This window comes from Bradyrhizobium sp. Kon69, from assembly GCF_055807515.1.
Map to the genome: position 1 here is coordinate 21,539 of NZ_JBVVOS010000005.1, position 15,355 is coordinate 36,893.

The 15,355-nt window shown below is 64.2% G+C and carries 14 protein-coding genes; 10 read left to right on the forward strand and 4 right to left on the reverse strand.

What is annotated here, in order from left to right; all coding sequences use genetic code 11:
- Window positions 1-3: 3 nt before the first annotated feature.
- Window positions 4-798 carry an enoyl-CoA hydratase/isomerase family protein gene (locus AC0L3U_RS08400; protein ID WP_473361389.1) on the reverse strand — a complete coding sequence of 265 codons (795 nt, stop codon included), beginning with the start codon at window positions 796-798 and terminating at the stop codon, window positions 4-6.
- 223 nt (window positions 799-1,021) lie between these two features.
- Here AC0L3U_RS08400 and AC0L3U_RS08405 point away from each other — a divergent pair, with 223 nt between their 5' ends.
- The gene (locus AC0L3U_RS08405; protein ID WP_473361390.1) at window positions 1,022-2,242 is read left to right on the forward strand and encodes an NAD(P)/FAD-dependent oxidoreductase; all 1,221 of its coding nucleotides are present in this window, start codon (window positions 1,022-1,024) and stop codon (window positions 2,240-2,242) included.
- A gap of 148 nt (window positions 2,243-2,390) precedes the next feature.
- On the opposite strand, the gene AC0L3U_RS08410 is transcribed toward AC0L3U_RS08405, so the two are convergent.
- Window positions 2,391-3,308, reverse strand: coding sequence for a ribokinase (locus AC0L3U_RS08410; protein ID WP_473361391.1), 918 nt, complete (start codon window positions 3,306-3,308; stop codon window positions 2,391-2,393).
- A 32-nt stretch (window positions 3,309-3,340) separates the two neighbouring features.
- The gene (locus AC0L3U_RS08415; RefSeq protein WP_007593904.1) at window positions 3,341-4,234 is read right to left on the reverse strand and encodes a sugar kinase; all 894 of its coding nucleotides are present in this window, start codon (window positions 4,232-4,234) and stop codon (window positions 3,341-3,343) included.
- Between the two features lie 210 nt (window positions 4,235-4,444).
- Here AC0L3U_RS08415 and AC0L3U_RS08420 point away from each other — a divergent pair, with 210 nt between their 5' ends.
- The 9 genes from AC0L3U_RS08420 to AC0L3U_RS08460 all read left to right on the forward strand — a co-directional run bounded on the left by AC0L3U_RS08420 (window position 4,445) and on the right by AC0L3U_RS08460 (window position 13,965).
- Window positions 4,445-5,293, forward strand: coding sequence for a VOC family protein (locus tag AC0L3U_RS08420; RefSeq protein ID WP_473361392.1), 849 nt, complete (start codon window positions 4,445-4,447; stop codon window positions 5,291-5,293).
- Between the two features lie 204 nt (window positions 5,294-5,497).
- Entirely contained in the window at window positions 5,498-6,157 is a 660-nt protein-coding gene (locus AC0L3U_RS08425) for a TetR family transcriptional regulator (protein ID WP_473361597.1), read from the forward strand.
- A gap of 343 nt (window positions 6,158-6,500) precedes the next feature.
- Window positions 6,501-7,310, forward strand: a complete 810-nt coding sequence (locus tag AC0L3U_RS08430) for an ABC transporter permease (protein WP_473279483.1) — start codon at window positions 6,501-6,503, stop codon at window positions 7,308-7,310.
- 62 nt (window positions 7,311-7,372) lie between these two features.
- Window positions 7,373-8,365, forward strand: coding sequence for an ABC transporter substrate-binding protein (locus AC0L3U_RS08435; RefSeq protein ID WP_026233291.1), 993 nt, complete (start codon window positions 7,373-7,375; stop codon window positions 8,363-8,365).
- A gap of 14 nt (window positions 8,366-8,379) precedes the next feature.
- Complete coding sequence (locus tag AC0L3U_RS08440) at window positions 8,380-9,210, forward strand: ABC transporter ATP-binding protein (protein ID WP_473361598.1); 831 nt, start codon at window positions 8,380-8,382, stop codon at window positions 9,208-9,210.
- A gap of 5 nt (window positions 9,211-9,215) precedes the next feature.
- Window positions 9,216-10,613, forward strand: a complete 1,398-nt coding sequence (locus AC0L3U_RS08445) for an enolase-like domain-containing protein (RefSeq protein ID WP_473361393.1) — start codon at window positions 9,216-9,218, stop codon at window positions 10,611-10,613.
- Window positions 10,610-11,761 carry a Gfo/Idh/MocA family protein gene (locus AC0L3U_RS08450; RefSeq protein WP_473361394.1) on the forward strand — a complete coding sequence of 384 codons (1,152 nt, stop codon included), beginning with the start codon at window positions 10,610-10,612 and terminating at the stop codon, window positions 11,759-11,761. Before AC0L3U_RS08445 ends, AC0L3U_RS08450 begins: the two co-directional genes overlap by 4 nt.
- 135 nt (window positions 11,762-11,896) lie before the next feature.
- Entirely contained in the window at window positions 11,897-13,102 is a 1,206-nt protein-coding gene (locus AC0L3U_RS08455; RefSeq protein WP_473361395.1) for a dihydrodipicolinate synthase family protein, read from the forward strand.
- Window positions 13,102-13,965, forward strand: a complete 864-nt coding sequence (locus AC0L3U_RS08460; RefSeq protein WP_473361396.1) for a sugar phosphate isomerase/epimerase family protein — start codon at window positions 13,102-13,104, stop codon at window positions 13,963-13,965. The genes AC0L3U_RS08455 and AC0L3U_RS08460 overlap by 1 nt, the downstream gene beginning before the upstream one ends.
- A 137-nt stretch (window positions 13,966-14,102) precedes the next feature.
- Here the strand turns inward: AC0L3U_RS08460 and AC0L3U_RS08465 are convergent, their stop codons facing one another.
- Complete coding sequence (locus AC0L3U_RS08465) at window positions 14,103-15,323, reverse strand: cytochrome P450 (RefSeq protein ID WP_473361397.1); 1,221 nt, start codon at window positions 15,321-15,323, stop codon at window positions 14,103-14,105.
- Between the last annotated feature and the right edge of the window lie 32 nt (window positions 15,324-15,355).

Below are 15,355 nucleotides of genomic sequence, written 5' to 3' on the forward strand. Positions count from 1 at the left end.
GAGCTACTTGCTCTTGCTCGTGAATTTCTTCACGGCAGCGCGAAACTCCTCCGTGTTCATCGCCATGATGATCTTGTGCTCCTCGGCGTCGAGCTGCTGCTTCACCGGCGTCGTGGCGGCCTGGTAGACCAGCGATTTGGTGCCGGCAATCGCGGCGATCGGGTTCTGCGCGAGACGCTCGGCGAGGGTTCGCGTTGCCGCCTTTAGCTCGGCGGCAGGAACGACCTTCGCAACCAGGCCCCATTCATGGGCCTGCTGCGCGGTAAAAGTGTCCTCGGCGAGGAAAATCTGGAGCGCGCGGCGCGGGCCGACCGTGTTGACGATGCCGACCGTGGAACCGCCATCCGGCGACACGCCGATCTTGGCGTAGGCCGGCGTGAATTTGGCATCCTCCGCAGCGATGCAGAGATCGGTGACGAAGGCGAGGCCCATGCCGGCGCCGGCCGCCGAGCCGTGCACGCTGGACAGCGAGATCTTCGGCATGCGCCGGATGATCTCGATGAAGGCGTGATAGTGCTTCAACAGCTCGCCGACGACAGGCGTCACCGTGCCCGCTTCGGCGGCGGCGCCGATCGTCTGCAGATCGCCGCCGGCCGAGAAGGCGCGGCCCTCACCTTCGAGGACCACGACCCTGATATCGTCGGCGCCCTCAATGTAGGCCGCGAGCTGTTCGAGCTTTTGTGCAATCGCCAGGTTGATCGAATTGAACGCGGCGGGCCGGTTGAGCGTGATGGTCGCGATCGGGCCATCGATTCGCAGCAAGGCGGGATCGTCGGGTCGTGAGACGGGAGCGGTCATCGGAAATCCCCGGCATGAGGTCGATGCACGAACTAAATCGCAGAAGGCGAGGGGTGACAATCCCCGCCTGCTGCTCTTGCGCAAGCCGGAACGATAGGCTCAAATGGGCAGGCCTTCGTTTAGGGACGGACACGAGCGCCGGCTCCTCCTAGGCTAGCAAGCCAAAATCAGAGAGAGGAGACGACATGGGTGACGCTCGTGTCTTGCGGAAATGGGCTGTCCAATGACGGATGGTCCAGTGGTTATTGTCGGTGCCGGGCATGGCGGCTACCAGGTCGCGGCATCGCTGCGTCAGGCGGGATTTTCCGCGCCCATTTGCCTGGTCAATGACGAGGCGCATCTGCCCTATCAGCGGCCGCCGCTGTCCAAGGCCTATATCAAGGGCGCGGCCGGGCCGGAGAGCCTGATGTTCCGGCCGGAGAAATTCTACCAGGACCAGACCATCGAGCTCGTCGCGGGCCGCGCCGTGTCGATCGACCGCGAGGGGCGCAAAGTGCTGCTCGCCTCGGGCAGGACGCTGCCCTATGGCCACCTCGTGCTGGCGACCGGCGCGCGCAACCGGCTGCTCGATCTGCCCAATGCGAACCTCCCCGACGTGAAATATTTGCGCATCCTCGACGAGAGCGAGGCGCTGCGAAACATCATCCCGTCGAAGACGCGGGTCGTGGTGATCGGGGCCGGCTTCATCGGCCTCGAATTCGCGTCCACTGCGCGCATCAAGGGCCTCGAGGTCGACGTGCTCGAACTCGCCCCGCGCGTGATGGCGCGCGCGGTGACGGCGGAGGTCTCGGAGTATTTTCAGGCGCGGCATCGCGAGGCCGGCATCCGCATTCACCTCGGCGTGCAGGCAACGTCCATCGAGGCTGAGGGCGGCAAGGTCACCGGCGTCTCCTTGAGCGACGGAAGGCACCTGCCGGCCGACCTCGTCGTGGTTGGCGTTGGCGTGCTGCCGAATATCGAGCTCGCGGCGGAGGCGGGGCTGCCGGTCGCGGCCGGTATCATCGTCGACGAATATCTCTTGACCGCCGATCCCGATATCTCGGCGATCGGCGATTGCGCGCTGTTCAAAAGCCCGCGCTTCGGCGGATCGCAGCGGCTGGAATCGGTGCAGAACGCCACCGACCACGCGCGCTGCCTCGCGGCACGGCTGACCGGCGACCGCAAGGCCTATGACAGCCATCCCTGGTTCTGGAGCGACCAGGGCGAGGACAAGCTCCAGATCGCGGGCCTCACCACCGGCTACGACCGCGTCGTGCTGCGCGGCGATCCCGCCAGGAAGGCGTTCTCGGCGTTCTGCTACAAGGGCGACAATCTGCTCGGCATCGAATCGATCAACCGCGCCGGCGACCACATGTTCGGCCGCCGCCTGTTCGGCCTGGATCGCTCGATCACGCCGGAGCAGGCCGCCGACGAAAGTTTTGACCTGAAAGGCGCGCTGGCGTGAGCTCTCTCCCTCTCCCCGTTCTTACGGGGAGAGGGTTGGGGTGAGGGGCTCTCTCCGCAGATGAGATGAGCGTGAAACCTGTACCCCCTCACCCGGATTGCTTCGCAATCCGACCTCTCCCCGCAAGCGGGGCGAGGTAAGAAAGATATCAGCCTGCGTCTAGGACCGCGGCGACTTCCCCGGCCGTCGGCATCGACGGCCCCGCGCCCATGCGTTGCACGGAGATCGAGGCGGCGGCATTGGCGAAGGCGAGTGCCGGGCCCAAATCGACGCCGTCGGCGAGTTGCGCCGCGAGCGCTCCCACAAAACAATCGCCCGCGCCTGTGGTGTCGAGCGCCTTCACCACGCGGCCTTGCACCGAAATCTCCTCGCGTCCCGCGAGCGCCAGCACGCCGCGCTTGCCGAGGGTCACACAGATGGTCTGGTCCTCGCGCGCCTGAAGTTTTCGCGCGACGTCGATGATCCGCGCAGCCTCGTCACCGTCGGACAACCTCACGGCGGCGAGGAGACCGAGCTCGGTCTCGTTCAGCACGAGGATGTCGACCAGCGCGAGCAATTCGCCCGACATGGTTTGCGCCGGCGCCGGATTGAGCAGCGTCGTAGCTCCGGCCTCGCGAGCCCGCCGGAAGAACGCGGCGATCGTCGGCAGCGGGATCTCGAACTGGCTGACCGCGACATCGCCCTTTGCCAGTGGGACGGCCGCGACGTCATCGATGCCGACGAGCGCATTGCTGCCGGGAATGACGACGATGGTGTTGTCGGCCTCCGCCACCGTGATGATGGCGGTGCCGGTGTGCGCCTCGGCCGCCTCCTGGAGGTAGTCGAGATCGATGCCTTGCGCGCCGAGGAACGTCCTCAGCTCACCGCCGAACGAATCCTTGCCCAGCCGGCCGATCAACGTGGTCCGCGCGCCAAGCCGTGATGCCGCCACCGCCTGGTTGGCGCCCTTGCCACCCGGAAAATACAGCACCTGCTTGCCGGCGACGGTCTCGCCGATCTTCGGATGGCGATCGGCTGTCGCCACCACATCCATATTGATGCTGCCGGCGACGAAGACGCGCCCCATAAGAAACCTCAGATGAGAAACCTCGGCGAACGCTAGACCCTGACCTCGAACTCGTGCCTGACCTTGGCGATGTCGACAAGCGTCGGCAGGCCGGCTTCGTTGCCAAGACGTTGGATCTTGAAGGTCGAGGCTGCCCGGGCAAAATCAAAATGCTCGCGCCAACTTTTGCCGGGATGGGCGAGATAAGAATAGACATAGGCGCCGTGGAAGACGTCGCCGGCGCCGTTGGTGTCGATCACGCGCTCGCGCGGGATCGGCATCGCCGGCATCACCTGCACCGTTCCGGTCTCGTCGTACCAGAGCAGGCCCTTCTCGCCCATGGTGATGCCGCCGATCTTGCAGCCGCGGCTCTTGAGGTAATCCAGCATCTTCTCCGGCGTCAGATCCATCTGCTCGCACAGGCGCTCGGCGACGATCGCGACGTCGATGAATTCCAATAGCTCATGCGTGTTGGTGCGCAGGCCGCCACCGTCGAGCGAGGTCAAGATGCCGGCCTCGCGGCAGACCTTTGCGTAGTGGATCGCGGCATCCGGCTGATGGCCGTCGACGTGCAGCGCGCGGCAGCCGCCGAGATTGAGCATCGGGAACGGATGGATGTGGTCGTCGTCGCGGCAGCGGACGATGGCGCGCTTGCCGTCCTTTGGCATGATGAAGGACAGCGAGGACTGGTTGACCTTCCGCCCATGCAGCGAGATCGCATATTTCGCGCACATGTCCATGAACATGCGGCCGAGCCAGTCATTGGCCGCGGTGGCGATCAGATCGGGCACGATGCCGAGCTTGGCGCAGCAGAACGCCGCTGTCACCGCATTGCCGCCGAAGGAAACCGCGTAGTCGGAGGCCACGTGCTTCTCGTCGCCGGTCGGCATGTGGTCGGTGATGAAGACGACGTCGATATAGGTCTGTCCGATGAAGAGAGCCTGCATTGCTTGTCCGTGATGCGCTTTGTGGTCCCGGCCGGCGTGCTTACTGTAACACCGGTTCCGCCGCGGGACCGCTGAAATTATTCGCAAAACCGGCGCTCGGAGTGCTTGAGGTCGGCATGCGGCCGGAATACGACCATCACCGGGCAATGCCAAGCCCGGACAAACGCCGTCTCTCGGTCCATGGTTCCGGGCCGCTCAACAGGGGGAAGCATGATCACCGGCCTCGATCACGTCGTCGCACTGGTCAGGGATATCGGTGCGGCCAGGGCGGCCTATCAGACGCTGCTCGGGCGCGCGCCGGCCTGGCAGAATTCGGGCGAGGGCGCCGACCGGGTGCTGTTCACTCTGGCGAACATGACGATCGAATTGATGGCGCCGAACGGCTTCAGCGTGACCGCCGACCGCATGCGCGCGCTGCTTGGCGACCAGGAAGGCGTGCTCGCCAGCCTGTGCTTTCGTGTCGCGGACATGAGCAAAACGCACCGGCGGCTGGAGCGGGTGGCACTCATGCCGGATCCGGTTGCCGAGGTCGAAAGCAGCGACGCGGAGAGCGGCGCGGTCCTGCACTGGAAGCGGACGCGCGCCGCCACGGAGCTCACGCGCGGCGTGCGCATGTTCTTCCTCGAACTGGCTGATGAGCGCCCGCTTTCGAAGACGACTGATATCGGGCCGATCGATGCGCTCGACCACGTCGTGATCACCACGGAGGATTCCGATCGCGCCGCCGCGCTCTATGGCGCGCGGCTCGGGCTCGATCTGGCGCTCGACCGCTCGCACCAGGATTGGGGCCAGCTGATGTTCTTCCGCTGCGGCGATCTCGTCGTCGAGCTGGTGCGCCGCCCCGTCGCGGGTGGCGATTCCCTGCATGACCGCCTCTGGGGCCTGAGCTGGCGGGTGGCCGACATCGACGCCACGCGCGCCCGCCTGATCGCCGCCGGCCTCGACGTCAGCGACGTGCGCAACGGCCGCAAGCCGGGCACGCGGGTGATGACGGTGCGGACCGGCACCTGCGGCATCCAGACGGTCCTGCTGGAGCGCTCGCCGAAGCCGGTGGAGTAGGCTAAGCCTTTTTCTCGTCATTGCGAGCGCAGCGAAGCAATCCAGAATCCCTCCACGGAGACAGTCTGGATTGCTTCGTCGCAAGGTCTCCTCGCAATGACGGCGAGCGCGTGTTACATCCGTCCTAAGACCACCCAGCGAGCACCCGGTTTGGCGAAAGCAGCGGCAAAGCGAACTCTGAAATGGCAGCGCGATCCCGAGGGGATGCGGTTGCGCATTCTCGAAGCCGCCAAGCAGGAATTCTCGGCGCACGGGCTTGCCGGTGCGCGCGTCGACCGCATCGCGGCCAACGCCGGCGCCAACAAGCGGATGCTCTATTATCACGTCGGCAACAAGGACGAGCTCTATCTCGCGGTGCTCGAAGGTGCCTATGACAAGATCCGCAGCGAGGAGCGCGGGCTCGATCTCGAACATCTCGATCCGCCTGAGGCGATCCGCCGCCTGATCGAGTTCACCTGGAATTACTTCCTGCGCAATCCCGAATTCCTGTCGTTGCTCCAGACCGAAAACCTTGCGCGCGCAAAGCACCTGAAGCGCTCGACCAAGGTCAAGTCGATGCACTCGCCCTTCGTCGAGATGATCGGCACCGTGGTGCGGCGCGGTGTGTCCGGCGGCGACTTCAAGGTCGCGGTCGATCCTGTCCAGCTCTACATCTCGATCGCGGGACTCTGCTTCTTCTATCTGTCGAACTCGGCGACGCTCAGCGTGATCTTCGGTCGCGATTTGCTGGCCAAGGACGCCAAGGACGAGCGGCTGGATCACATGGTCGGCCTCGTGCTGGCGGCGCTGACGGGGCAGTCGGCTGCACTGTTAGCCATGACAAAGGCGCCGAAGTCGCGCGCCGCGGTGGCGCAGACGGTGTAGCGCGACTTCGTCGTATCGCTGCTTGCGATAATGGAAATTGTGGGGTCGGACTGCTCCCCCAACGTCGTCCTGGCGAAGGCCAGGACCCATACCGCGTGATCCATCGATCGCGCGTGGTGCCAATCCCGAACGATCAGCCTTCGCCAAACTTCACCCTGTGGTTATGGGTCCTGGCCTTCGCCAGGACGACACCGAATGTTTGGAGGGACGGCACGTTCCGCCGCGATCCCCCCGCCCAAACCTTCCGGAACCCGCGCCCAAAACGTCGCAGGAAAACCGCTGGACAGTATTTACCCAACGGGTTAATTTCTCGCCCAACGAACAAGACGACCGGGAGTGAGACGTGGCTGAGCTGAAGCCGCAGAGTGCGGTGTCCAAGATGCTGAATGCGGCCTGGATCCGGCCGTTTTTGTTCCTGGTGTTCATCGTCGTGGCCTGGGATCTCGCGATCCGGCTGTTTAGGATTCCCGCCTACCAGATTCCGTCGCCGGGCGATGTCATTGCGGTGCTGCGCACCGACTGGCCGGAACTGCTGCGCCAGTCATGGCCGACGACTTATGCGACCGTCTGCGGCTTCGCGCTCTCGGCGCTGTTCGGTATCCCCATCGCGATGCTGATCGCGGGCTCCAAGACCGTGGAGAGCTACGTCTATCCGCTGCTGGTGTTCTCGCAATCCGTGCCGAAGATCGCGATCGCGCCGCTGTTCGTGGTCTGGTTCGGCTTCGGCATCATTCCGAAAGTAATCTCGGCGTTCCTGCTCGGCTTCTTTCCGGTGGTGGTCTCCGCGGTGCAGGGCTTCAAGTCCGTGGATCCCGATATGGTCGATCTCGCCCGCGCCATGCAGGGCAGCCGCTTCCAGGTGTTTTGCGCGGTGAACCTGCCGCATGCGCTGCCCGCGATCTTCTCCGGCCTCAAAGTGTCGGTGACGCTCGCCGTGGTCGGCGCCGTCGTCGGCGAGTTCGTCGGCTCCAATTCCGGCATCGGCTATGTGATGCAGCGCTCGATCGGCACCTTCGACCTGCCGACGATGTTCGCAGCGCTCGTGATCCTCGCGCTGCTCGGCGTCATCCTGTTCTGGATCGTGGACCGGATCGAGAAGCTGGTCATTCCCTGGCATGTCAGCCAGCGCGAGGACGTGATTTTCGCCTCTTAACAGCAACCAAAGCAACGAACGGCCGCCAACGGCCGACGCAACAACGACAAGGGAGAGTGACGATGAAGCGGTGGATAGGAGCTGTCTCGGCGGCGCTGATGGTGTTCGCGGCCATGCCTGCGCAAGCAGCCGACAAGGTCGTGCTGATGCTGAATTGGTATGTCTATGGCGAGCACGCGCCGTTCTATTACGGCAAGGCCAAGGGCATTTACGCAGCCGAAGGCATCGACCTCGAGATCCAGGAAGGCCGCGGCTCGGCGGCGACCACGCAGGCGGTGGCCGCCAAGACCGCCGATTTCGGCTATGTCGACGTGCCCACCATGATGCGCGCCGCGATCAAGGGCGCGCCAGTGGTTGCGACTGGCGTGCTGCTCCAGACCAGCCCGATGTCTGCCATGGGTTTCGTCGACAAGAACATCAGGAAGCCCGAGGACATCAAGGGTAAGACGGTCGCGATCACGCCGGCCGATTCCATGACCCAGATCTGGCCGCTGTTCCTGAAGAAGACCGGCCTGAAGGAAAGCGACTTCCAGACGGTGGCGGGCGATGGCCAGACCAAGCTCAACGCGGTCATCAACGGCCAGGCTGATCTCTTGCTCGGCTACGTCATGGACCAGTCGATGAAGATCAAGGACGCCACCGGCAAGGACGTCTATCCGATCAAGTTCGCCGACTACGGCATCAACATGGTCTCCTCCGGCATCATCGCCAACACTGATTATGTGAAGGCCAATGCCGATCTCGTCCGCCGCTTCATGTCGGCCACGACCAAGGCGGTCGAGGCCGCTGAGAAGGAGCCGAAGGCCGCGGCGCAGTCGATCCTCGATGCCAACCCCAAGGGCGGCAAGATCGACACGCTGACGCAAGGATTTGAGCTGACCATTCCGCTCTACCGGACGCCCGAGACCAAGAGCAAGCGGCCGTTCCAGGTCACCGACCAGAACATGACGGACTCGGTCAACCTGATGGTCGAATATGGCGGGCTCGATGCCAAGGCCAAGGAGAACCCGAAGGCGTTCTATACCAACGACTATCTGCCGAAGAGCGGCTCGTGAAACCTGCGACAACCATGAGCGAAACCCTGCAACCGGCCGCGCATCTGAGACTGGTGAGCGACCGGGCTGCCGGCGATGCGTCGGGCATCAAGCTGTCAGGCGTGTCGAAGACCTATCGGACGCGCGACGGCGATGTGCCGTCGCTGCGGCCGCTGGATTTTCACATCAATGACGGCGAGTTCTTCGTCGTGGTCGGTCCAAGCGGCTGTGGCAAGTCCACGCTACTCAAGCTGATCTCGGGATTGCTGCCGCCGACGACAGGCGAGATCCTGGTCGAGGGCGAGAAGGTGACGGCGCCGCACGGCAATGTCGGCATCGTCTTCCAGAACGCGCTGCTGCTGCCATGGCGGAACATCCTGTCAAACGTGATGCTGCCGATCGACATGAAGCGGCTGCCGCGGCAGACATATCTCGACCGCGCCAAGGCGCTGTTGAAGCTCGTCGGGCTCGACGGCTTCGAGAAGAAGCTGCCGTGGCAGCTCTCCGGCGGCATGCAGCAGCGCGCCTCGATCTGCCGTGCCCTGGTGCATGATCCCAGGATCATGCTGATGGACGAGCCGTTCGGCGCGCTCGACGCGTTGACGCGCGAGCGCATGAATGTCGAGCTGATGCGGATCCAGCGCGAGACCCGGAAGACGGTGCTGCTGATCACGCATTCGATCCCCGAGGCCGTGTTCCTCGCCGACCGCGTGCTGGTCATGACCGAGCGGCCCGGCGCGGTCGCCGCCATCTACGACGTGCCGCTGCCGCGGCCCCGTTCGCTGGACGTGATGGCGGATCCTGTGTTCACCGAACTCGTGCAGCGCATCCGCAAGCACTTTTTCTCGCAAGGTTCACTGGACTGACGACCATGGCACCGCGCCTGAAGCTGCGAGACATCACCTTCTTCGAGCGACCCGTGCATTTCGCCCGGCCGTTCCGCTTCGGCGCTGTTACCATCAACGCGACGCCGCAGCTGTTCGTGCGGGTCGAGATCGAGGTCGAGGGCAGGGGAAGCGCGGTCGGTGCCGCCGCCGAGCTGCTGGTGCCGAAATGGTTCGACAAGCGGCCGGAACTGTCGCCGGCGCAGACCGTCGATGATTTGCGCCGCTCGCTGGAGATCGCGCGGGGGCTTTATCTTGCGCGAACCGGATTTCTCACGGCATTCGATCTGCATGCATCGTGTATCGGTGCCCAGGTCGCAACTTGTGCGAAAAAGAACATTCCGGCGCTTGCCGCGGCCTACGGCCCTGCGGAAATCGACAAGGCGATCCTCGACGCGCTGCTCCGTGCGGCCGAGACCAATTTTTTCGACGGCATGGCCGGCAACATCGCCGGCATCGATGCGCGGCTTTCGCCCGACCTGAAGGAAACGGATCTCACGACGTTTCTATCCGGCCGGAAGCCGCTGGCGCGCGTTGCCATCAGGCATACCGTCGGTCTCGACGACACCGTTGAAGGCGCGGGCGGAGTTGCAGATCCCCACGAGAACTCCGGTGCAAGATACTTCAAGCTGAAGCTGTCGGGGGACCCCGTCGGCGATGCAGCGCGGCTGGCGCGCATTGGCAAGGAGCTCGACGCGCTGGACCGTGACTACAAGGTGACGCTCGATGCCAACGAGCAATATGCCGATCTCGCGGCGTTGCAGGCACTGATCGACCGGCTTGACCATGATCCCGCGCTGCCATCGATTGCATCCAGGCTGCTCTATATCGAGCAGCCGATGCCGCGCGATGTCACGAGGCAGTCGCCGCTCGGCTCGCTCGCGGCGCGCGGCTTTATCATCGACGAAGCCGACGATTCCTACGACGCGTTTCCTGCGGCGCGGGCGCTCGGCTATCACGGCATCTCCTCGAAATCCTGCAAAGGGCTTTACAAGTCCATCATCAACGCGACGCGCGCAGCGAAATGGAGCGCGGCCGGCGAAAGATTCTTCGTGACCAGCGAGGACCTGACCTGCCAGGCCGGCCTTTCCGTGCAGCAGGACCTTGCGCTCGGCGCCTTCATCGGCATCACCCATGCCGAACGCAACGGCCATCATTACGTGGACGGCTTCGGTGACACGCCCGCCGCGGAAGCCCGGGCCTTCGCCGCCGCGCACCCGGATCTCTACGCCGATGCCCGGCAGGGCATCCGCCTCTCCATTCACAACGGCGATCTCCTGACGGGATCGCTCAACCAAGCGGGATTTGCGACGTCGGTCCATCCGGACTGGTCGGCGCTACGCCCGCTCGAACAGCCAAAATCACTCTGGGAGAAATCGGCATGACCACCCAACGCCTCGGCCTCATCATGAACGGCGTCACCGGCCGCATGGGACTCAACCAGCATCTGATCCGCTCGATCGTCGCGATCCGTGAGCAGGGCGGCGTCCGCTTGAAGAACGGCGACCGCGTGATGCCCGATCCGATCCTGGTCGGCCGCAGCGCCGAGAAGGTCGAGGCGCTTGCCAAGCGCTACAACATCACGCGCTGGACCACGGATCTCGATGCGGCCCTCGCCGACAAGAACGATACCATGTTCTTCGATGCCGCAACCACGCAGGCGCGCCCCGGGCTGCTGACCCAGGCCATCAATGCCGGCAAGCACGTTTATTGCGAGAAGCCGATCGCGACCAATTTCGAGGCCGCGCTCGAGGTCGTCAAGCTCGCCAATTCCAAGGGCATCAAGCACGGCACGGTGCAGGACAAGCTGTTCCTGCCCGGCCTGAAGAAGATTGCCTTCCTGCGCGACTCCGGCTTCTTCGGTCGCATCCTCTCGGTGCGCGGCGAGTTCGGCTATTGGGTGTTCGAAGGTGGCTGGCAGGAGGCGCAGCGGCCGTCATGGAATTATCGCGACGAGGACGGCGGCGGCATCATCCTCGACATGGTTTGCCACTGGCGCTACGTGCTCGACAATCTCTTCGGCGAGGTCGAGAGCGTGAGCTGCATCGGCAACACCGACATCCCGGAGCGTTTCGACGAGCAGGGCAAGAAGTACAAGGCGACCGCGGACGACTCCGCCTATGCCACGTTCCAGCTCAAGGGCGGCGCCATCGCCCACATCAATATGTCCTGGGTGACGCGCGTCTATCGCGACGATCTCGTCACCTTCCAGGTCGACGGCACACTCGGCTCGGCCGTGGCCGGCCTTTCCGACTGCATGATCCAGGCGCGGCAGGCGACGCCCCGGCCGGTATGGAATCCCGACGAGAAGCGGCTGCACGATTTCTACGGCGACTGGCAGAAACTGCCTGACAACGTCACCTACGACAACGGCTTTAAGGAGCAGTGGGAGATGTTCATCCGCCACGTCTACGAGGATGCGCCCTACAAGTTCACGCTGCTCGAAGGCGTCAAAGGCGTGCAGCTCGCCGAATGCGCGCTGAAGAGCTGGAAGGAGCGGCGCTGGATCGACGTCGCCCCGATCAAGGTCTGAGGTTTATTGGACAAGTGTCGATGTTATTGAGCCGTCATTGCGAGCGAAGCGAAGCAATCCAGAGTGCCTCCGCGGCAAGAGTCTGGATTGATTCGTCGCTTCGCTCCTCGCAATGACGGGGAGAGGTCTGAAATCATGAACAAGCCCGTCCCGCCCAAACCCGTCCCTTCAGTGTCGTCCCTGTCGCTCAAGCTGCCGAAGGCCGATCGCTCGATCGAAACCTATCGTCTTGCTGCATCGCGCACCTTTCCCGCAAAGCTCGAGGGGCCGCTGAACCGCATCGCGTTCTCGGCCGTCCATACCGTGGTCGATCCCTTCGCCGACAACGACCCGTGGCTGTCCGCTGCCGTCGACTGGGACAAGACCATCGCCTTTCGCGAGCACGTCTGGGACCTCGGGCTCGGCGTTGCGGAAGCCATGGATACCGCGCAGCGCGGCATGGGGCTGGATTGGCCGACCTCGCTCGAGCTGATCACGCGCTCGGTGTCCGCCGCCAAGCGCCGCAACGCGCTGGTGTTTTCCGGAGCGGGCACGGACCATCTCCCGGTCGAGGAGGCCAAAAATCTCGACGACGTGATCCGCGCCTATGAGGAGCAGATATCGGCGGTCGAGAAGGTCGGCGGCCGCATCATCCTGATGGCGTCGCGCGCGCTGGCGAAGCTTGGCCGTAACGCCGACGATTACGCAAAGGTCTATGACCGCGTGCTCTCGCAGGTTCGCGAGCCCGTGATCATCCACTGGCTCGGCGACATGTTCGATCCGGCGCTGACGGGATATTGGGGCACCAGCGATCTCGACATGGCGATGGATATTGCGGTCGCCATCATCAACGGCAATGCTGCCAAGGTCGACGGTGTCAAGGTTTCGCTGCTCGACAAGCAGCGCGAGATCGACATGCGCCGTCGTCTCGACAAGCGCATCAAGATGTACACCGGCGACGATTTTAATTATGCGGAGCTGATCGCCGGCGACGAACAGGGCTTTTCGCACGCGCTGCTCGGCATTTTTGACGCGATCGCGCCGGCGGCGTCCTACGCCTTGTCGCGGTTGGCTGCTGGTGACGAAGCGGGCTTCCACGACGTGCTGGGACCGACCGTGTCGCTGTCGCGGCACATCTTCAAGGCGCCGACGCGGTTCTACAAGACCGGCGTGGTGTTCATGGCCTATCTCAACGGCCATCAGGACCACTTCACCATGGTCGGCGGGCAGGAGAGCACGCGCTCGACGCTGCATCTGGCGGAGCTGTTCCGGCTGGCCGACAAGGCCGGGCTGCTCGCCAATCCGGAGCTGGCGACGCTGCGGATGAAGGCGGTGCTCTCAACGCACGGAATCGAATCCTGATGCGCGATTTTTCGTCCGACCATCGCTGGCTGTCGCTCAACACGGCGACGATCCGCAAGCAGGGTGATCTCGTCGAAATCGTCGACGCCTGTGCCAGGCACGGCATCCGCGCCATCGATCCCTGGCGCGACCAGGTCGCAGCCGTCGGCCTCGAGCGTGCCGCGCGCGCGGTGCGCGACGCCGGTCTCGACCTGTCGGGCTATTGCCGTGGCGGCATGTTCACCTCGGACGCGTCGCGCCGGAGCGAGGTGCGCGACGACAACCGGCGCTGCGTCGACGAAGCCAAGGCGCTGGGAGCCCCCTGCATCGTTCTCGTCGTCGGCGGCCTGCCGCAATATTCGCGGCCGGGCAGCGAGGCGTCGAAGGACATCGCCGGCGCGCGGACGCAGGTCGAGGAAGCGCTCGCCGATATGCTCGATTACGCCAAACAGGCCAAGCTGCCGCTGGCGATCGAGCCGCTGCATCCGGCCTATGCGGCGGACCGCGCCTGCGTCAACACCACGAAGCAGGCGCTCGACATCTGCGACCGGCTCGACCCTGATCGCAGCGGCATGCTCGGCGTCGCGCTCGACGTCTATCACATCTGGTGGGATCCGGAGCTGATGGGCCAGATCGCGCGCGCCGGCCGGGATCGCCTGCTCGCCTTCCACGTCTGCGACTGGCTGGTTCCGACCAGGGACATTCTCAACGACCGCGGCATGATGGGCGACGGCGTCATCGACATCAAATCGGTGCGCGAAGCGGTCGAAGCACAGGGCTTTGCCGGCTATTCGGAGATTGAAATCTTCTCCAACGACTGGTGGAGTAAACCGATGGACGAGGTGCTGCAAACCTGCATCGCGCGGCACAAGACGGTGGTTTAGGCCTTCCGGAATTTGTTGCGCGCAACGGCGCCGATGGCCTGAGATGTCAATTGGTTGCGCGGGATCACCGGCGCATCCCGCGGCGGTAACCTTCTACTGTGCATGGGGTTGTTTTCGCGTTTTTTTGTTTCGACGCCTCAGCCGATCGCGCAGGGCACGCTCAAAAAGCCGCGGAACCGCACCCGTCCGCCCCTGACCGGCTGTCCGCTCACGGCATAGTTCGGGAAGCGCGCCAAGAAGCGTGAGACCGCGATGGCGCCTTCCAGCCGCGCCAGCGCCATGCCGGCGCATTGATGTGCGCCGGTGGCGAAGGCGAGATGCCGGTTCGGCGTGCGCGCGATGTCGAAGCTCTCGGGGTCCGGAAACTGCGCCGGGTCGCGGTTGGCCGCGCCGATGCACAGCGTGATCGACGTGCCAGCATCGAGCATGATTCCGCCGAGCTCGACCCGCTCGGTGGTCATGCGATTGCCGAGCTGGTTCGAACTCTCGTAACGCAGCATCTCTTCGACCGCAGTCTTGATCAGCTCGGGCTGGTCGATCAGCCGCCGCTTCTGATCCGGATTCCGGTCGAGCGCCACGAGGCCGTTGCCGATCAAATTGGTGGTGGTCTCGTGGCCGGCGTTGAGCAGGAAGATGCAGTTGTGCAGCAGTTCCTTCTCGGTCAGGCGTTCGCTGTTATCCTCGCCCTGTATCAGGCGCGTCAGCACGTCGCGTTCGGGGTTGCCAGGCTTCCCTCGTCGGCGTGCGACCAGCGTTTCGAGATAGGCGAGAAAATCCGTCACGGCCTTGTTGCCGCGCGCAGCGACTTCAGGCGACACCACCGGTTCGAGGGCGCCCAGGATCGCCAGCGACCACTCGCGCAGCGGCGCGCGCTCGTCATGGGGCACATCGAGCAAATTGCCGATCACCTCGATCGGGATCGAGGCGGCGAAGTCCTCGATCAGCTCGCAATCGCCTTTGACGGCGATGGCGTCGAGCAGTCCGCCGACCAGCTTGACGATATCGGGCTCCATCCCCGCGATCGCGCGCGGCGACAGCGCGCCCATGATCAGCCGCCGCACGCGCGTATGCGCCGGCGGATCGTTGAAGACGAGGCTCGTGGTGTGGTGCTCGTAGAGCGGGGTGTCGCCGTATTTCGGCGCGAACTCGCGCTTCTTGTCCGAGCTGAACGATTTTGTGTTCTTGTAGGTCGTGACGAGATCGTCATAGCGGGTCAGGAACACGGTGCCGTTGCGCAGGCGCTTGACCGGCTCGTTCTCCCGCAGTGCACGATAGGTCGGGTAGGGATTGTCGTAGAATTCCGGCGTCAGCTTCTCCAGATCGAAACTGGCCGCCAGTTCATTCGCACTTGCGTTCATGCCGCCATACTCGCCGGTTGAGTCCGATATGC